Source organism: Limosilactobacillus albertensis (assembly GCF_014145555.1).
Classification (GTDB): domain Bacteria; phylum Bacillota; class Bacilli; order Lactobacillales; family Lactobacillaceae; genus Limosilactobacillus; species Limosilactobacillus albertensis.
Window position 1 is genome coordinate 33,232 of record NZ_JACIVD010000056.1, and the last position, 17,753, is coordinate 50,984.

Annotated in this window: 19 protein-coding genes; all 19 read right to left on the reverse strand. The window is 40.5% G+C overall.

The window, feature by feature from the left end; translation table 11 throughout:
* Nucleotides 1-6: 6 nt before the first annotated feature.
* Nucleotides 7-936 (reverse strand): aspartate carbamoyltransferase catalytic subunit, encoded by a 930-nt coding sequence (locus H5S41_RS04245; protein ID WP_182602456.1) that lies wholly within the window; start codon nucleotides 934-936, stop codon nucleotides 7-9.
* A gap of 342 nt (nucleotides 937-1,278) precedes the next feature.
* Nucleotides 1,279-2,160, reverse strand: coding sequence for a LysR family transcriptional regulator (locus H5S41_RS04250; RefSeq protein WP_182602457.1), 882 nt, complete (start codon nucleotides 2,158-2,160; stop codon nucleotides 1,279-1,281).
* 86 nt (nucleotides 2,161-2,246) lie between these two features.
* Complete coding sequence (locus H5S41_RS04255; protein ID WP_153710809.1) at nucleotides 2,247-2,591, reverse strand: branched-chain amino acid transport AzlD family protein; 345 nt, start codon at nucleotides 2,589-2,591, stop codon at nucleotides 2,247-2,249.
* A gap of 2 nt (nucleotides 2,592-2,593) precedes the next feature.
* Entirely contained in the window at nucleotides 2,594-3,493 is a 900-nt protein-coding gene (locus tag H5S41_RS04260; RefSeq protein ID WP_182598612.1) for an AzlC family ABC transporter permease, read from the reverse strand.
* Nucleotides 3,494-3,630: 137 nt separating this feature from the next.
* Nucleotides 3,631-4,776 carry a sensor histidine kinase gene (locus tag H5S41_RS04265; RefSeq protein ID WP_182598611.1) on the reverse strand — a complete coding sequence of 382 codons (1,146 nt, stop codon included), beginning with the start codon at nucleotides 4,774-4,776 and terminating at the stop codon, nucleotides 3,631-3,633.
* 30 nt (nucleotides 4,777-4,806) lie between these two features.
* On the reverse strand, nucleotides 4,807-5,496 hold the full coding sequence (gene croR, locus H5S41_RS04270; protein ID WP_153710811.1) for a response regulator transcription factor CroR: 690 nt from the start codon (nucleotides 5,494-5,496) through the stop codon (nucleotides 4,807-4,809).
* Nucleotides 5,497-5,679: 183 nt separating this feature from the next.
* A complete protein-coding gene (guaB, locus tag H5S41_RS04275; RefSeq protein WP_182602458.1) occupies nucleotides 5,680-6,822 on the reverse strand; it encodes an IMP dehydrogenase in 1,143 nt (380 codons plus the stop codon).
* Between the two features lie 77 nt (nucleotides 6,823-6,899).
* Nucleotides 6,900-7,838 carry a DNA-binding transcriptional repressor DeoR gene (deoR, locus tag H5S41_RS04280; protein WP_182602459.1) on the reverse strand — a complete coding sequence of 313 codons (939 nt, stop codon included), beginning with the start codon at nucleotides 7,836-7,838 and terminating at the stop codon, nucleotides 6,900-6,902.
* A 104-nt stretch (nucleotides 7,839-7,942) separates the two neighbouring features.
* Complete coding sequence (deoD, locus tag H5S41_RS04285) at nucleotides 7,943-8,653, reverse strand: purine-nucleoside phosphorylase (protein WP_182602460.1); 711 nt, start codon at nucleotides 8,651-8,653, stop codon at nucleotides 7,943-7,945.
* A gap of 21 nt (nucleotides 8,654-8,674) precedes the next feature.
* On the reverse strand, nucleotides 8,675-9,973 hold the full coding sequence (locus tag H5S41_RS04290; RefSeq protein WP_182602461.1) for a pyrimidine-nucleoside phosphorylase: 1,299 nt from the start codon (nucleotides 9,971-9,973) through the stop codon (nucleotides 8,675-8,677).
* Nucleotides 9,974-10,004: 31 nt separating this feature from the next.
* On the reverse strand, nucleotides 10,005-11,198 hold the full coding sequence (locus H5S41_RS04295; protein WP_153710816.1) for a phosphopentomutase: 1,194 nt from the start codon (nucleotides 11,196-11,198) through the stop codon (nucleotides 10,005-10,007).
* 48 nt (nucleotides 11,199-11,246) lie between these two features.
* A complete protein-coding gene (gene deoC, locus H5S41_RS04300; RefSeq protein WP_153710817.1) occupies nucleotides 11,247-11,921 on the reverse strand; it encodes a deoxyribose-phosphate aldolase in 675 nt (224 codons plus the stop codon).
* A gap of 172 nt (nucleotides 11,922-12,093) precedes the next feature.
* A complete protein-coding gene (locus H5S41_RS04305; RefSeq protein WP_182598607.1) occupies nucleotides 12,094-12,864 on the reverse strand; it encodes a DUF1129 domain-containing protein in 771 nt (256 codons plus the stop codon).
* Between the two features lie 33 nt (nucleotides 12,865-12,897).
* Entirely contained in the window at nucleotides 12,898-13,995 is a 1,098-nt protein-coding gene (ychF, locus tag H5S41_RS04310) for a redox-regulated ATPase YchF (RefSeq protein ID WP_182598606.1), read from the reverse strand.
* A gap of 83 nt (nucleotides 13,996-14,078) precedes the next feature.
* On the reverse strand, nucleotides 14,079-14,276 hold the full coding sequence (locus tag H5S41_RS04315) for a DUF951 domain-containing protein (protein ID WP_153710819.1): 198 nt from the start codon (nucleotides 14,274-14,276) through the stop codon (nucleotides 14,079-14,081).
* A 13-nt stretch (nucleotides 14,277-14,289) separates the two neighbouring features.
* Entirely contained in the window at nucleotides 14,290-15,177 is an 888-nt protein-coding gene (locus H5S41_RS04320; protein ID WP_182598605.1) for a ParB/RepB/Spo0J family partition protein, read from the reverse strand.
* Nucleotides 15,164-15,934: a ParA family protein gene (locus tag H5S41_RS04325; protein ID WP_182598604.1), complete on the reverse strand. Its 771-nt coding sequence runs from the start codon at nucleotides 15,932-15,934 to the stop codon at nucleotides 15,164-15,166. The genes H5S41_RS04320 and H5S41_RS04325 overlap by 14 nt, the downstream gene beginning before the upstream one ends.
* A 12-nt stretch (nucleotides 15,935-15,946) precedes the next feature.
* Nucleotides 15,947-16,906: a nucleoid occlusion protein gene (locus tag H5S41_RS04330; RefSeq protein WP_182602462.1), complete on the reverse strand. Its 960-nt coding sequence runs from the start codon at nucleotides 16,904-16,906 to the stop codon at nucleotides 15,947-15,949.
* Nucleotides 16,907-16,923: 17 nt separating this feature from the next.
* Complete coding sequence (rsmG, locus tag H5S41_RS04335) at nucleotides 16,924-17,649, reverse strand: 16S rRNA (guanine(527)-N(7))-methyltransferase RsmG (RefSeq protein ID WP_182602463.1); 726 nt, start codon at nucleotides 17,647-17,649, stop codon at nucleotides 16,924-16,926.
* Between the last annotated feature and the right edge of the window lie 104 nt (nucleotides 17,650-17,753).

Below are 17,753 nucleotides of genomic sequence, written 5' to 3' on the forward strand. Positions count from 1 at the left end.
ACCTCTTTACATCAATCCCTGGTAACGAAGCACCCGACTAAGAATCGCCATTCGAGTGTATACCCCGTTTGTCATTTGTTGGAAGATTCGTGAATTAGGAGCTTCTACAAGCGAGCTGTCAATCTCAACTCCGCGGTTCACTGGGGCTGGGTGCATAATGATTGCGCCCTGCTTCATCTTTGCAGCCCGTTCTAATGTTAAACCGTATGCTTGGTGGTATTGGTTTGCATTAAACGCCTGCCCATCTGCGGTTGTTAAGCGTTCGTTTTGTACCCGCAGTAAATTAACTACATCCATTTGTGGGAGTAACTCATCAAAGTCGCCAAAAGTTCCATATTGTTCAAGCGCAGGATCATACCATTTTTCTGGACCAGCAAAGTAAACTTCTGCCCCTAACCGATTAAGCATCATTGCATTGGAATGCGCAACCCGAGAATGGCTAAGATCACCGATGATTAATACTTTCAATCCTTTGAATCCGCCAAATTCTTCATCAATCGTCATCATATCAAGCAAGCATTGGGATGGATGCTGACCGCTACCGTCGCCGCCATTCACGATCCCGATTTTAAGGTCCTTATGACGAATTAATTGTCGATAATATTCATTTTCCGGATGGCGAATTACCGCAATATTTACGCCGATTGATTCCATTGTTTTAACAGTATCATAGAGACTTTCGCCCTTTTTTACTGAACTTGTGCCCGCTTCAAACTCAAGAACATGCATTCCCAGTTTCATCTGCGCCATTTGAAAACTTGTCTTCGTTCGCGTTGAATTTTCAAAGAAGAGATTAACCGCATATGCTGGTGCAGTAAGAACTGCTTGTTTTCCAGCCTTATATGCCTGTGCTTCGTGGATCAAATCAATTGCATCCTCTGCATCCATATCGGCAACAGTTACTAAATTTGGTTGAATTCTTTCTGTACTAATCATCAATAGCGCTCCTTTTCAGTCTTATTACAACAAAACAGCGATGACTTCCCATCTACCTACTGAGAGTCACCGCTGTTTTGTTTCTAGGATATTTAAAGGCTAAAAACAACACACCGTTATGTCCTCTCTGGAACATTTAAATGGTCAGTCGTTTCAAAATACCTATTGATTTTAATGGCGTATCCTAATGCTACTGCTTAAAAGAAAAGCCTCCTCAGCAGTAGCTAAGAAGGCAATACTTAAACGCTCAATTAAATCCTTCCTAGCCTCACAGGACTAAGTTAAAGGTATTTTTGTTATCTATGATAATAAGCGTTGTTTTCTAAATTGTCAAATCTTTTTTTACTTTTCAAATAATTCCTTTAAATCATGCCATAACTTTTCTTGAATTGGCGTATGTTCAATATTTCTGCGACGGGCGAAGGCAAGGTGCCGGGTAATCTCAGGAACAATAGGGATTTTAACGACCTTACTATCCAAGTTTCGGCTTATTGATTGTTCCATTAGCAAAGTCACTCCCATTCCAAGGGCAACCATATTTACCAATGTCTTTCCTCGTTCTCCCTCAAAGACAGAGTATAGGTAAAGACCTGCATCAGAACAAACCTGCTGAACAAATGCCGCAAATGGCTTTTGATGGTTAAGTGTTAAAAATTTTTCTGCCTTTAAATCCGTAAGGGCTAATGTTGTTTTTGTAGAAAGCGGGTTACGAGCTGGAACATATGCAACAAGCCGGTCTTCCCCAACTGAAATCAGTTCAAAATCATCAGGAAGCTCATCCGCATAACTTATAAATGCAATGTCGCTTTGACCTTTCTCTAACTGTGTAACCGAGTCATCGTCTTCAGTAATCGTCAGCTTGTAGTGCTCAGCTAGTCCCTGAATTGCTGATGCTGCCTCGTAATTGTCAAATGCTGGTACTACCGCTAGCTTTATTGCTTGCTGCTTTTCTTTCTCTTTATAATCTGCGATAAGGGTTGCTAATTTAGCTTGATTCTCAGTCACTTTACTTGCTACTGGCAAGATTGAAGTCCCAAGCTCAGTTAGCTCAAACTTATCATTTTGAGATTGAATAAGTTTAACAGCCAATTCTTTTTCAAGGCTTTCAATCTCTGCTTTTACCTCATCAACCGTTAAACCTAATTTTTTTGCTGTAAGCTGATAATTTAAAGTATTACCAAGGTTGACAAATGCATTTATTTGCTTAAAATCCAACGTACTCACTTCCTAAAATAAAGGGACTGGCTTCTTCGCAAGTTAGAAACCAATCCATTGTTTAAAAGCTTAATTTAATTATAACAAAACCGTCCTTATAACGCTAAACTCAGTAGCCAAACTGCAACTAAACCAGCAATAACTGAAATCGACATTGACCGTGTAAAGTATGCGATCACGATAACAATCAATGCCGCAATAATCTGCTCGACGTGGCCGAACGCAATAAAGTTGTACGAACTATCAACAAATATCCCCTTTACAACTAATGTCGCAAAAAGACTTACCGGAACATACTTCATCCATTCATTAAACCATTCGGGAATTTTCCGTGTTGAGAAGAATAGTACCGGTAAATAACGAGGGATAAAAGCCGCAATTGCTGCTAATATAATCACTATAATGTGGTAAAAGATTTTGTTACTTAATAGTTGTTCCATGTCTAACCCTCATCATGATGTTGAGTGTCATCTTTCGGTTCATCATGACGTTCAACAACATTCTCAATCTTGTTTTCGAGTTTTTCAGCTTCCTTGATTTCTTTCTTTTCTTGCGCTTGCTTATCCTCAAGCGTTGTTTTCGTAATCTGCGGTCTGAACATTTTAGTCAAGAACCAATTATTACTTGGATCCTTACTATGGTGACGAACCGTATTTTCAACCGCGAAACCAACAAATGAAGCAAGAAGGGTCGCAATGATCAAGCCCAAGGTATTCTTAGTCAGAACAAGGAAATATACGCCTAGAATAGATGCTAAAATGCAAATAACAAAACTTAAGTGGTTTTGAACCTGCATAACAATCATGTACAAGAATAAGGCTGTTAAAGCAAAGTCAACAACTTCAAGGTCAATCGAGATTGCTCCGCCAATTAATCCGCCAACCATGTTAGAAATTGACCACGCAGCGAGTGAATAGCGCTCAACTAATAGCGCATCATCAGGTGTCCATTTCTTGTCAGTTGCAAATTTCATATAATTAATGGCATAATTTTCATCATTCATTGATGCAGAAAACACCAAAATAAAGCGGGCTGACTCTTGCTTAATATACTTTGATAGACTCGAGCCTAACAGGGCATAACGTAATTCCAGAAAGAAGAGCGATAGGAAAATCGTACTCAATGGGGAGTTAACAGTCAATAATGATGCCAAAATAAATTGGGCTCCTCCAGAGAAAACCAATACTGACACCAGTAAAATCATTATAAAGTTAAAACCTGCTGCATGTAGTAAAATACCACAGGCCAATCCAATCGGAATGTAACTAAGACACAATGGCATTGAAACACCAAGCACCTCAAGCCAGCGTGCCTTTTCTGGATTTATTTGTGCTTTAGCCACAGAATTTCCTCCAATAATTTGTATCTTTATCATAATATCAAGTGACACAATGCTCTTTTAGTCTACCACATAAAAAATAGGTTGAATATAAGGGAGAAAGAAAAAAGTCCAAAATCAAATGATTTTGGACTTTTTTATCATTTTTGGTTATTTTCTGTTACTTCTTGTTTTAGTGGCAAGGTAACAATAAATGCTGTTTCTTCAGCATTTGATGTCACACGAACGCTCCCATGATGAAGGTCAACAATACTCTTAACAATTGCTAATCCCAGGCCGGTACCACCTGTGGCTCGTGAACGGGAAGCTTCAGCACGGTAAAAACGCTCAAATAAGTGGTCAAGTGACTTTTCAGGAATTGGCGTTCCATCATTTGCAACTTTAACAACTACCATATCCTTTTCTTGACGCGCGTCTATTCGGATATAGCTGGCCCCATTTCCATATTTGAACGCATTGGAAACAAGGTTATTAAACACCCGTCCCAGCTTTTCAGGATCAGCCTCAATCATCAGTGGATTAGGAATAACCGATGAAGTAATCTCGATTCCCCGATGCTGGGCTTCAAGCTCAAAGCTGGCTGTTAACTGTTCAATTAGTTGATTAAGGTCAATCTTCATGATGTTTACTGGTGCACCATGTTGTTGAACCTTTGTATATTCAAATAAGTCATCTACCAATGTCTTCATTTGCTTGGCTTTCTCATAGGCCGTATGCGTGTATTTAAGGATATCTTCTTCGTTCCGGTACTGCTTATCTTCAATCAGGCCAAGATAACCAATAATACTAGTTAACGGTGTCCGTAAATCATGACTTACATTCGTAATTAATTCATCCTTAGATTTTTCAATCTTCCGTTCATCGTCCATTGAACGAACCGCACTGTCAACAAGGGCATTCACACTAGTAATCACATGCTGCTGATTACCTTTTAGGCGAAATGGAATCCGGTGGTCTAAATGTCCCTGGGCAATATAATGTAGTTCCGCGATAATATGGTTCATTTGATACAAATGGTACCGTCGCCGCAAACGCCACCAGACAACCCAGATATCAATAACCAGTAAAAGAGCGATTAAAATCCGTTGATAACTCCAAATCTGAGCTTGGAGAGGACCGATTCTTAGCGACTGTTTAATCATAAAAATCCCGTTCGTCACTCCAGGGTTTGACTGAATCATATCCTGGATAATCACAATGATCGCCATATTCAGCAATAGTAGTAGGATTACCGTTACTACCCCTTCTAATATCAGCGAACTTTTTTCACGCCCCGTTAACTTCACAATTCTTCCTCCACATCATTAAAGTGAAAATTAATGATCCTCAACTTTATAACCAACGCCCCAAACAGTTTGAATCACCTTTTCACCATTAGTAGCTTCTTCAATTTTATCTCGCAGGTGACTTACGTGAACCATCACCGTCTTAGCAGACACAACGCTTTCTTGCTGCCATACTCGTTCAAAAATATCATCAGCTGAAAATACCCGGTTAGGGTGACTAGCTAATAAGTATAGAATTCCAAATTCAAGGGCAGTTAATTGGATTACGTCACCCTTAATAGTTTTAACTTCATGCGAATCCTTATTAATCAGCAGCGGGCCAACATTTAAAATATCAGGCTCATCATTAGTAACTTCACCTCGACTGCGGCGTAATAGCGACTTAACTCGTGCCATTACTTCTAATGGGTTAAATGGCTTAGTAACATAATCATCTGCTCCGGTAATCAAGCCCTGAATTTTGTCCATGTCTGCCGTTTTCGCGGAAAGCACCAAAATAGGAATATCAGAATCTTTACGTACCCGCTTAATTACATCCATTCCATCAATTTCAGGCATCATTAAATCAAGAATAATCAAGCCGATGTCTGGATTAGTATTTAACTTTGTCAATGCTTCTTTACCATCATAAGCAGAAATTGGCTCATATCCTTCATTGCGGATATAGATTTCAAGTAATTGAACAATTTCTTTATCATCATCGACAACTAAAATTTTCATAAGTGGCACTCCTTTTCACAGCATAATATCCTATTAAATATTATAACGAACTACAGTAAAAAGCGATAATTCTTAGTTAGCCTTAACAAAAAGTTTACTCTCCAACATTTCCCAGGAAATAAAAACTGCTATGACAATATCTTCATTGATACATCATAGCAGTTCTTATTAAACTAGCCTTTATTATTTGTAGTTAGGTGCACTACGAGTAATTTGAACGTCATGCGGGTGTGATTCACGAAGACCAGCATTAGTAATTTGAACAAACTGCGCTTTTTCAATTAATGTTGGAATATCACCAGCACCAACATATCCCATTCCTGAACGCAATCCGCCATCAATTTGGAAGACAATATCAGAAACATCGCCCTTGTATTCAACACGTGCTTCGATACCTTCTGGAACAAGCTTATTAGCTTCATTTACCCCGCCTTGGAAGTAACGGTCTGATGAACCATGTGCTTGAGCCATTGCACCAACAGAACCCATTCCACGGTAAGCCTTGTATTTCTTACCATTATCTTCAAAGATCTGACCAGGAGCTTCAGTAGTACCTGAAAGCATACTTCCTAGCATTACCGCATTACCACCAGCAGCAAGCGCCTTTACTACATCACCTGAGTATTTGATACCACCATCAGCAATGATTGGCTTGTTATATTCGCGAGCAACACTAGCAGCATCATAAATAGCAGTAATTTGCGGAACACCAACTCCGGCAACCACCCGGGTAGTACAAATTGAACCAGGGCCGATACCAACTTTAACAACATCAACACCGGCATCAAATAGTGCACGGGTAGCTTCACCAGTAGCAACATTACCGGCGATAAGTGTAGCGTCTGGGAAATGTTCCCGGATTTCTGCAATCTTACGAAGAACACCAGCTGAGTGACCATGGGCAGTATCAATAACAATTGCATCAGCACCAGCTTTTAAGAGAGCTTCGGCGCGTTCAAATGTATCACTTGTAACCCCAACCGCAGCAGCGACTAATAAGCGGTTTTGGTCGTCAACAGCTGCCTTAGTGGCACCAGCAGGAACTACAACGCTCTTAACATTTGCAACTTCCCCTGCCTGAGATTGGATTGACATGTTTTTGTGAACAACACCCAAACCACCTTGCAACGCCATCGCAATTGCCATCGGTCCTTCAGTAACTGTATCCATCCCGGCACTGATCAATGGAATATGAAGCTTCAAGTTATCAGCTAATCGGGTACTCAAATCAACTTCATTTGGTAATACGTGACTTTCAGCTGGAATAAGTAATACATCATCGAAGGTTAAACCCTTCTTGGCAAATTTCGTGTCCCAATTTGACATCTGTAGTGCAACTCCTTTGATTTTTAATTAGGTATACTCTACTAGGATTTCGAACCAAGGTCAATTAAAATATTAAATTAATTCAAAAAATTAACAAGGTTGTTTGCACTTTCCTGGTCAATAACCAATGTATTCGCATATCCGGCAGTTAAAACACCGTGTACTGTCGGCACTTTTGCGACATTTGCTGCTACTAAAATACTATGCTTCTTCTTTTGTAATTCAGTTAGTTCAATGCCAATCGTCCGTTGATTGATGTCTTCATTTACTATCCGTCCCTTACTGTCGATGAATCGTGAAAATACATCCCCAACCGCCTCATGCTGCAGGGTTAATTGTTCTTGCTTGGTAAAATAGCCTAACTTAAAAAGCAATGCCGAATCACGAACCGTTCCAACAGTAAAAACAGCAATATTAGATTGCTCACCTAATTTTAGAATATGCTTAATATGCGTATCATTTGCTACCAATTCACGCGTCTGTGCATGGTCAAAAATAACCGGCAATGGTAAATACTGCGGAATTGTATTAAAAGCTTTCGCAAAGGTATTGACAGTTTCAAAAGCATAATTACGCGTATTAGTATTTGCCATGCTCCCTTTCATCTGAACGACCGTAATATCAGCAACGTCTTTAGGTTTTAAATGCAAGCCGACTTGATAAACGGTTTTTCCCCAGCCCAAGCCAATAATATCCTTATCTTTAACGATTTGTTCAATATATTTAGCCCCGGCCGCCCCAACTTCTTCAAGCGGGTCATCGGTACCAGGAACAATAATAATTTTACGTAGCGCCGGATATTTAGCAAGCAAGTCCACTTCAAGCTGGTGGAGGGGGGCAATTGGATTATGGATTTTTATTGTCACCAATCCCCGATCACGGCCAAATTGCAATAGTCGTGATACTGTTGCCCGGGAAATATTTAATTCAGTAGCAATATCACTTTGATTCCAACCATCACGGTAATACAGCGTTGCAACTTTTAGGGCAAGTTCAACCTTCTTTTTGTCGTCCATTTTATTCCTCCTTCCTATTCACAAAACGAATTAATGTGCATTTTTATATTTAAAACAGTAAAGAGGTTGGCATAACACCAGCCTCTCGCCATTAATTACATATTCTACTTACCCGCAATTGCTGTTTCAAGTGAAATATTAATCATGTCATTAAATGTTCTTTCACGTTCTTCAGCAGTTGCTTTTTCATCACCAAAGATTAGGTCACTGACAGTCAAAACTGAAAGTGCACGGAAATGAAGCTTGGCGGCTAATAAGTAAAGTCCGGCAGATTCCATTTCTGTTCCGAGAATACCGTAATCACGAAGCTTTTCCATATCAAGTTCATCATTGTAGAAACGGTCAGCAGCGAAAATATCACCAACTTTGGTTTCAATGCCAAGGTTACCCGCTACATGGTAAGCCGTATCCAAGAGTTTAAAGTCAGCTAATGGTGCATAGTGGAAGCCTGGACCAAATGTATTGACAGTTACCGCTGAATCAGTTGATGAGCCTTGGGCAAGAAGGACATCCCGAACATGAACGTCAGGGGCAATTCCACCACAGGAACCTACACGGATAATTGTCTTAACACCAAATTCCCGAACTAATTCATTAATATAAATCGACATAGAAGGGATTCCCATTCCTGATCCTTGAACTGAAATGCGGTGACCCTTGTATTCACCCGTGTAACCAAAGGCATTACGAACGAAATTTACTTGTTTTACATTTTCAAGGAAATTCTCTGCAATATATTTTGCACGTAGCGGATCTCCTGGAAGTAATACAGTGTCTGCGTAGTCACCCATTTTTGCGTTAATATGTGTACTCATTGAAATCTTCCTCCTGTCTCTTTATTCAACAATCTCATGAATTAGTGTTGGCACTTGCCCATTATCACTAATATTAATACTTTCTCGTAATAACTGTTCGATATCTGGAATTTCTCGACGGTTGCTATAGATCGTTAATAACGGTTCACCAGCTTTAACATGATCGCCCAGCTTATGGTGCAATTCAATTCCGACACTATAATCAAGCTTATCGTCAGCTTTTTGCCGTCCGCCGCCTAATAACATACTAGCAGTTCCCACTTCATCAGCTGAAAGTTTTGTTAGCACCCCATCACGGTCAGCATTGAAAGGAATCTTGTACTTAGCTTGAGGCATTAATTGATAATTGTCGACAACAGCCGGATCTCCTCCCTGTGCTTTTATCATTGCCGCAAACCGTTTAAGTGCAGACCCATCTCTAATCGTTTGTTCTAATAGTTTTCGTGCTTCAGTAGTATCTTGCGCTTTTTCACCCATTACTACCATGTAGCTGCCAAGCGTAAGCACTAGTTCAGTCAGATCTTTCGGACCCTTCCCCTTTAGTACATCAATCGATTCTTCAATTTCAAGAGCATTACCGATTTTATTACCAAGAGGCTGGTTCATATCCGAAATCACAGCCATGCACTTCAAGCCAGCTTGTTTACCAATTTCAACCAACGCCTTAGCCAGTAAACGTGATTGATCAAGCGTCTTCATAAAGGCACCCGTTCCCGTTTTCACATCAATCACAAGGGCATCTGTACCGGAAGCAATTTTCTTACTCATAATCGAACTGGCAATTAGCGGAATTGAGTCAACGGTATCAGTAACATCACGTAAGCCGTAAATCTTTTTATCGGCTGGCGCTACTTCACCAGTCGCACCCACAATCGCTAACTTCTCTTGAGCAACCTGATCAATAAATTCATCTTCAGAAAGCTCAACACGAAAACCAGGAATTGCTTCAAGCTTATCAAGCGTGCCGCCAGTATGACCTAATCCTCGTCCAGAAATCATTGGGACCGGAATGCCGGTTGCAGCAACCATTGCAGCGAGCGGCAGACTAACCTTATCACCAACACCACCGGTAGAATGTTTATCAACTTTAATTCCGGGAATTCGGCTTAAGTCTAAGCGTTCGCCAGATTCCATCATCTTCATTGTTAAACTAGTTTGCTCTTCTTTAGTCATTTTTTGGAAGTAAATTGCCATCAAGAGTGCGCTAATTTGGTAATCAGGGATTGTCCCCTTGACCACACCATCAACGAAGAATTGTAACTGTTCATCACTTAACGTTCCGCCATTCCGTTTAGTGTCAATGATGTCAACCATTCGCATCGCATTTCGCCCCTTTCGTTAAAAAATATCCTTAATCGTTACTAATTTCTTTGTAGAAACTGGTACCCTTTACAGACTTGACGTTGAAGTTTTCCAAAATAGTAGCGCCAAGGTCTGAGAATGTCTTCCGTAAACCAAGCGATTGGTTTGGCTTGTTCATTGATGGTGAGTAAACCAGCAATGGTACATTTTCACGGGTATGGTCGGTTCCCTTAAAACCAGGATCATTACCGTGGTCAGCAGTGATCATCAGTAAGTCATCAGGCTTCATTTCGTCAAGAACCGTTCCAAGCCGCTTATCGAAGTCCATCAATGCTTGACCAAAGCCCTTTGGATTACGACGGTGACCATACATTGCGTCAAAGTCAACCAAGTTAGTAAAGCAGAAACCAGTAAAGTCTTGCTTCATCACTTCATCAACGTGGTCCATTCCATCCATGTTGCTTTCATTGTGGTATCCCTTGTCAATTCCTTGACCGGAGAAGATATCATTAATCTTACCAACGCCGATAACGTCATAACCTGCTTCACGCAACCGATCCATGTCTGTTTCACCAATTGGCTTCAAACTAAAGTCGTGACGGTTGGCAGTCCGAGTAAAGTGGTCTTTATCTGGTCCTACATATGGCCGAGCGATAATTCGTCCAACTGTATATTCTGGACCATTCACAAGTGTTCGTGCATATTCACAAATCTTGTAAAGTTCTTCAACCGGAATTACGTCTTCATGAGCAGCAATTTGCATTACCGAATCACCGGACGTATAAAGAATTAATTCACCGGTCTTCATTTGCCGTTCACCATAGTCATGAATTACCTCAGTACCAGAATATGGCTTGTTAACGATAACCTTGCGTCCAGAGAACTTTTCAAGCTTATCAACAATTTCTTGTGGGAAACCATTCGGGAATGTTGATAATGGTTTTGTTACTGGCAAGCCCATCATTTCCCAGTGACCATCCATACTGTCTTTACCAGCTGAAATTTCTTCCATCTTACCGTAATCGCCAATAGCAGGATCAGCAACCGGCACACCTTCAATTGGGGTATCACGTAAATTACTAATCCCTAATTTACCAAGGTTCGGTAATTTTAAAGCGCCTTTATAATACTCGCCAACATGACCAAGCGTATCTGATCCAACATCATCAAACTTAGCGGCATCATGAGCGGCACCCGTACCAACTGAGTCCATTACAATAACAAAAACACGTTTATATGACATTTTCTGACTCCTCCTATTTCTGTAAATTGAGATTAGTAATTAAGATTTTTATTGTTGAGCAGCTTCCTCAAGAATTTGAACAGAAGCAGAAACCCCGAGCCGGTTAGCACCTGCTTCAATCATGTCGTAAGCTTCTTGAAGGCTGTGAATTCCACCAGCAGCTTTAATCTTAAAGTCGGGGCCAACTGCTTCACGCATAATCTTAACGTCTTCTACCTTGGCTCCAGAAGTTGAGAAACCAGTTGAGGTCTTAACGAAATCAGCGTCACCCTTTACAGTAAGCTTGCTTGCACGTGCCTTTTCTTCATCAGTAAGAAGGGCGTTTTCAATAATAACTTTAAGGATCTTACCCTTTTCATGAGTAGCATCGGCAACAGCCTTAATGTCAGCAACAACAGCGTCATCATTACCGGCTTTTAATTCACCGATGTTAATAACCATATCAACTTCATCTGCGCCATCTTCAATAGCTTGCTTAGTTTCAAAAACCTTGCTTTCTGTTGAAGTAGCACCGAGAGGAAAACCGATTACAGTACAAGTATTGATATCAGTACCTGCTAATCCTTCATGAACCCGCTTCACCCAGTAAGGATTGATACAAACAGAAGCAGTATTATATTTGCGTGCTTCTGCAACCGTCTTATCAATCATTTCTGGAGTGGCCTCTGGCTTAAGCATTGTGTGGTCCATGTACTTTGCTAATTGTGCTTGTGTTAACTTCATAATAATATGATCTCCTCTCAAATTTGAATACGCTTTCATAAGTTTACGTTTATATCTTAACAGTCTATTGAACATTTGTCCATATAATTTTAGAAATTTTTTTCATAAGTAATTTATTGAACAAAAAAAGACACCGAGAAAAAATATTTCCAAGTGCCTTTCTCTATTTATATTAACGCCGTGGTGCACGATTGCCGTAAAGCGAACCAGTAACGTGGAATTTTGAACGGAAATACATATCACCAATAAAGGTAATAACCCCGATTCCGATGTAAACCCATGGATTAAGCCGCGGATTGACTACATTTGGCAGCATACTTACAAGCATGTAAATAATCAGCCAAGCAGCCAGCCCGGCAACAATTAAAAGGATTCGCTGCCATAACGGCTTTTTGCTAACTCGTTTGCCGTTCTTATCAATTTGTGGCTGAACTTGTGTGGCAACATAGCCGAAAATTAATCCTCCAGTAATCGCCACAATCAGGATTGCCGTAATACCGCTGCTTCCAGCATTCTTTGTTTGCATAGCAGCAGGTGATAGCCAGAACATCAATCCAAACATAAAAGTAAAAATACTTAAAAAGATTAGCATGTTATCAATTGCCAATAGCTTGATTGACTGTTTACTTGCTTCTGCCGGTGTTGGCTTAGGATTCTTTAGTTCTTTAGCATACTCAGTCGGTGTCCCGAATAATACGCGGGCTGTTTTACCCTTTTTTTGACCAGCCAATAGTTTGTCAATCGTTTCCTTTAGCATTGGTTCTTTCTTATCGGAAGGAACCCCTAACCGATCCAACTGTTTATTTAGCTGGTACATGAAGTCCTCATTTTTTCGTGTTAGGTCATAGTTGCTAAAAGCATTCCAGTCAGCTTGGCGGCGTTCTTTTTCTAATTGTTTTTGGCGCTGACCAGCCTGTGCATTGCGTGGTTGTTCTTCACTCACTATAAAACTACTCCTCTCTCGTTTTTTAGAGGTTTAAACGTTGAACCGGAATTCAACAATATCGCCGTCTTGCATTACGTAATCTTTACCTTCAAGACGGAGCTTACCTGCTTCTTTTACTGCTGATTCTGAGCCAAGATTATCTAAGTCTTCAAAACTCATTACTTCGGCACGAATAAACCCACGTTCAAAGTCTGAGTGGATAATCCCAGCTGCTTGAGGGGCTTTTGTTCCCTTCTTATAAGTCCATGCACGAGTTTCAGGGCCACCCGCCGTAAAGAATGTTTCTAGTCCCAAAAGCTTGTAAGCTGCCCGAATCAAACGATTTAATCCTGGTTCGGTTACTCCTTCCATTTCAAGGAAATCAGCCTTATCTGCTTCGTCCATTTCAGCAATTTGTTCTTCGGCAGCAGCAGCAACTCCGATTACTTCACCATCGTCTTTAACGTGTTCTTTAATTGCATCCATGTACTTATTGCCCTCTGGATCTGCCATATCTTCTTCGGCAATGTTAGCAACATACAAAACCGGCTTGCTTGTTAGCAAGAAAAGGCCCTTAACAATTTTTTGCTCATCATCGCTGAAATCAATTGACCGAACACTCTTACCATCTTCAAGAACAGGCTTAATCTTATTTAGGACTTCTAATTCTGCTAAGGCGTCCTTATCACGTCCCTTAGCAGCCCGCTGTACCTTAGCTAACCGTTTGTTAACAGCATCTAAGTCAGCCATTACTAATTCCAGGTTAATTGTATCGATATCTTCTATTGGGTCAACTTTACCAGAAACACTAGTAATATCGTTATCATCAAATGCACGAACAACGTGAACGATCGCATCAGTTTGACGAATGTTTTCCAAGAACTTGTTTCCTAGTCCTTCACCTTTACTAGCACCCTTAACAATTCCTGCAATATCGGTAAATTCAAAGGTTGTTGGCACAATCTTCTTAGCTGGAATTAATTCTTGAATCCGATCCAGACGACTATCTGGAACTTCAACCATCCCCACATTCGGATCAATTGTCGCGAATGGGTAGTTAGCCATTTCGGCCCCAGCCTTAGTAATTGCGTTAAAAAGTGTTGATTTACCAACGTTTGGCAAGCCAACGATTCCTGCTGTTAATGACATAAATTGTTCACTTTCCTTTTCAATTAATCATTTATTATTTTAATCTACAATTTGTTATTTGTGATCATCAATCACTAAAAATATTAATCAGCTTGATCAGCTTTTTCGAGAACTTTCTTTAGTCCCTTATCAAACTTTTGGCGGGTCATCATGACAATATGACCACAGCCCTGACATTCAATCTTAATATCAGCGCCTACTCGGGTAATTAACCAGCGATTGGTTCCGCAAGGGTGCGCTTTTTTCATCATTACAATATCACCTTTATCATAAGCTGCCATGAGTTATTCCTCCTCAATCTAACGTAATATTTAGCAATTCAAGGATACGGGTAAAGTCGTCATTAGATGTATATGGTATTTCAATCTTTCCCGCACCTTTTTTTCGACTTTGCGCGACAGAAACCTTTGTCCCAAACTTACTCTGCAACTGTGATTCGGCAGCCCGGATATAAACCGGCTTCCGTTGCGTACGACGCTGCTCCTTCTTTTGGGCGGTTCCGTTTATTTGAGTAACGATTTCTTCTAATTGCCGCACAGTAAGATTTTGTGCTACTGCTCGCTGGGCAAGCGGTACCAGTTTAGTTTTATCTTTCAATCCCAGGATTGTTCGTGCCTGACCCATTGATAACTTGCCAGTATTTAAAAATTCCTTTATCACTGTTGGTAATCCTAGTAACCGCAAGTAGTTAGCGATATAAGGCCGGCTCTTTCCCAAACGCGCGGCAACCTGTGCCTGGGTTAAAGATAGCTTATCCATTAACATCTGGTAGGCTTGTGCTTCTTCTAATGGTGTTAGATCTTCACGTTGAAGGTTTTCTAACACTGCAATTTCCATCATTTGATTATCGCTCATATTACGAACGATCGCTGGAATTGTCTTCTTCTTAGCGATTTTAGAAGCCCGAAAGCGCCGTTCACCGGCAATTAATTCATAACGATTTATTGTTGGATCAGGTTGCCGCAAAATAACCGGCTGAAATACTCCCGACTTCTCAATCGATGATGCTAATTCAGCTAACGCGTTTTGATCAAATGTTCGTCGTGGTTGATACGGGTTAGGATGGATTAGCGAGAGTTTAACATCTTGCACTGTTTCATCAGCAGCAAGTTCTGTCACCGTATTTTCAGCAAAGAGAGCTTCTATTCCACGTCCTAATCCATTCTTTTTATTCTTTGCCATGGTTGGCCAACACTTCCTTTGCTAATTGTTGGTAGACATGTGCGCCTGTTGAATTTTTATCGTAGTCAATGATTGCTAATCCGTGGCTTGGCGCTTCCGATAGCCGAACGTTCCGCGGGATAATCGTGTTATATACTTGGTCCCCAAAGAATTTCTTCACTTCCGCATTTACCTGCTGACCCAAATTTGTCCGTTTATCAAACATTGTTAAAAGAACGCCCTCGATTTTTAGTTGGGGGTTAAAGTGTTTGCGGACAAGTTTGATCGTATTTAATAATTGGCTTAACCCCTCCAAAGCGTAATATTCACTTTGAACTGGGATAAGAATAGAATCGCAGGCAGTAAAGGCATTGATCGTAAGCAAACCTAATGATGGCGGACAATCAATCAAAACGAAATCATATTCATCACGAATCTTGCCAAAAGAATCTTTAAGCCGTGTCTCCCGAGCCATCAAGTTAGTTAATTCGACTTCTGCCCCGGATAAAGCAATCGTTGTTGGTGCAATATCAACACCCTCATGACTGGTTTTTTGAATTACATTCTTGAGCGGTACATCATTAATTAAAACATCGTAAACACTTTGCTTAATATTTTGCTTTTCAACGCCTAACCCACTCGTTGCGTTTCCCTGCGGATCAAGGTCAATCAGTAGGACTCGCTGTCCAAGATCAGCAAGACACGCTCCTAAATTAACACTGGTGGTTGTTTTACCAACGCCGCCTTTTTGGTTTGCAAGCGCAATTACAGAACCCATTCTTTGACCTCCCTACTGTTTCTTCGGAATTTCAATTGTTAACTGGTAAGCATCGCCACTATCTTTTTCTTGTGTCCTAATTTCAAAGCCGTTAGTGGTTGCCATCTTGATTGACTTCTTGATTGTATTTAACGCAAGCCGCGCATCATTTACTTGCTTTGCCTTATTATTCTTCGGTTTCTTAACCGTCTTGCGTTTTGGCGCTGTCTTTTTTGCTGGTATTGTTTCTTCTGGAGCAGCTGGTACTTCTTCAGGGTGTGATTCAAGAGAAGCAAGTTCTTTCCGTTTGGCAGCTGCTTTTAATTCAGCAATTTCAGATGGTAAAGGCCGACCGAGTAAGCGTGCCACCTCATCTTCTGTTTGACGAACAGTTAGCCGTTCATTAACGATCCGCATTAACATATCTCGTTGCTGCTTCTCATCTAAGTCTAACAGCGCACGACCATGCCGCTCAGAAATTCGGTGATCTAAAATAGCAGTTTGTACCGGGGTAATCAGACGTAATAGCCGTAACTTGTTAGCAACGAATGACTGACTCTTTCCCATTCCCTTAGCCAATTGTGACTGCGTAAGGTGGTTTAAGTCCATAAGCTGACGATAGGCCTGCGCTTCTTCAACTGAACTCAATTGTGATCGTTGCAAATTTTCAATCAAAGCTAGTGATGCGGTTTCTTGATCGCTCATCTTTTCAATTATTGCAGGTGCTTTTTCCCACTTCAAAAGCTTCATTGCGCGATACCGCCGCTCACCGGCAATGATTTCATATTTTGCTGGTTCGTATTCACGAAGAACGATTGGCTGCAAGAGACCGTGTTCATCAATTGTTTGTGCTAATTCACGAATACCGTCTTGGTCAAAGACTTTTCGTGGCTGATAACGGTTGGGAATAATTTGATCAAGTTTTACTTCTACAACCTTATTTTTTGTACTGTCAGAATTGTTTTTTCCAATACCAAATAATGAAAAAGCCATACTCTTAACTCCTTATCTTATTGAATTGGTTTTTTGCTTGGTAAACCAGGACGACGCGGATATTTATTGGGCGTTGATTTTACCTTATCAATCACAATTATATTACGTTCTTCATCTGTCACTGGCAAGGTCAAAGGTACTATTTTTTGTACTTGTCCCCCTAATTGCTTGATCGCCGTTCCGCCCTTTTGTAATTCTTCTGAAGCGACACTTGCCTTATATGCAATAAATTCACCACCAACTTTAACAGCAGGAAGGCAAAGCTCGCTTAATACAGACAGACGTGCCACAGCCCGGGCGGTAACTATATCAAATTGTTCACGGGACGAACTCTTCTTTGCACTAAAGGTCTCGGCACGATCATGGATCAACGTTACGTCCGTGAGTCCCAGCTTAGCTACTAACTCATCTAAAAACGCAATTCTTTTATTAAGAGAATCAACAATCGTTACTTTTAATTGTGGAAAAGCAATCTTTAACGGCAAGGAAGGGAAACCTGCTCCAGCACCAATATCACATAACGTTAGCTCTTCTGTCGTTAACCGAGGTTCTGCAAATGCCCCTGTAATGGAGTCATAAAAATGCTTTAGATATACTTCATTTTTATCTGTAATACGAGTTAAATTTACGTGTTCGTTTGTCTTAACTAATAATTGATAATAATCAGCAAACTGTTGCATTTGTTTTGCCGATAACGTAATTCCCTTATTAGCTAATGCCTGTTGAAATTGTTCAGGATTCATTCATTAAGTCTCCTTTCGTGAAACATTTATTGTTTCACGTTCCCTATTACTGTACCGTAAATTTCTGATTGTTGCAACTGAGTTAAGCCATTATGGGAATAAAA

Bases quoted from the DNA above. Each gene is read 5' to 3' on its own strand.
- H5S41_RS04245 (WP_182602456.1), bottom strand. From the start codon at position 936: ATGATTAGTACAGAAAGAATTCAACCAAATTTAGTAACTGTTGCCGAT.
- H5S41_RS04255 (WP_153710809.1), bottom strand. From the start codon at position 2,591: ATGGAACAACTATTAAGTAACAAAATCTTTTACCACATTATAGTGATT.
- croR (WP_153710811.1), bottom strand. From the start codon at position 5,496: ATGAAAATTTTAGTTGTCGATGATGATAAAGAAATTGTTCAATTACTT.
- guaB (WP_182602458.1), bottom strand. From the start codon at position 6,822: ATGTCAAATTGGGACACGAAATTTGCCAAGAAGGGTTTAACCTTCGAT.
- deoR (WP_182602459.1), bottom strand. From the start codon at position 7,838: ATGGACGACAAAAAGAAGGTTGAACTTGCCCTAAAAGTTGCAACGCTG.
- deoD (WP_182602460.1), bottom strand. From the start codon at position 8,653: ATGAGTACACATATTAACGCAAAAATGGGTGACTACGCAGACACTGTA.
- H5S41_RS04290 (WP_182602461.1), bottom strand. From the start codon at position 9,973: ATGCGAATGGTTGACATCATTGACACTAAACGGAATGGCGGAACGTTA.
- H5S41_RS04295 (WP_153710816.1), bottom strand. From the start codon at position 11,198: ATGTCATATAAACGTGTTTTTGTTATTGTAATGGACTCAGTTGGTACG.
- deoC (WP_153710817.1), bottom strand. From the start codon at position 11,921: ATGAAGTTAACACAAGCACAATTAGCAAAGTACATGGACCACACAATG.
- ychF (WP_182598606.1), bottom strand. From the start codon at position 13,995: ATGTCATTAACAGCAGGAATCGTTGGCTTGCCAAACGTTGGTAAATCA.
- H5S41_RS04315 (WP_153710819.1), bottom strand. From the start codon at position 14,276: ATGGCAGCTTATGATAAAGGTGATATTGTAATGATGAAAAAAGCGCAC.
- H5S41_RS04320 (WP_182598605.1), bottom strand. From the start codon at position 15,177: ATGGCAAAGAATAAAAAGAATGGATTAGGACGTGGAATAGAAGCTCTC.
- H5S41_RS04325 (WP_182598604.1), bottom strand. From the start codon at position 15,934: ATGGGTTCTGTAATTGCGCTTGCAAACCAAAAAGGCGGCGTTGGTAAA.
- H5S41_RS04330 (WP_182602462.1), bottom strand. From the start codon at position 16,906: ATGGCTTTTTCATTATTTGGTATTGGAAAAAACAATTCTGACAGTACA.
- rsmG (WP_182602463.1), bottom strand. From the start codon at position 17,649: ATGAATCCTGAACAATTTCAACAGGCATTAGCTAATAAGGGAATTACG.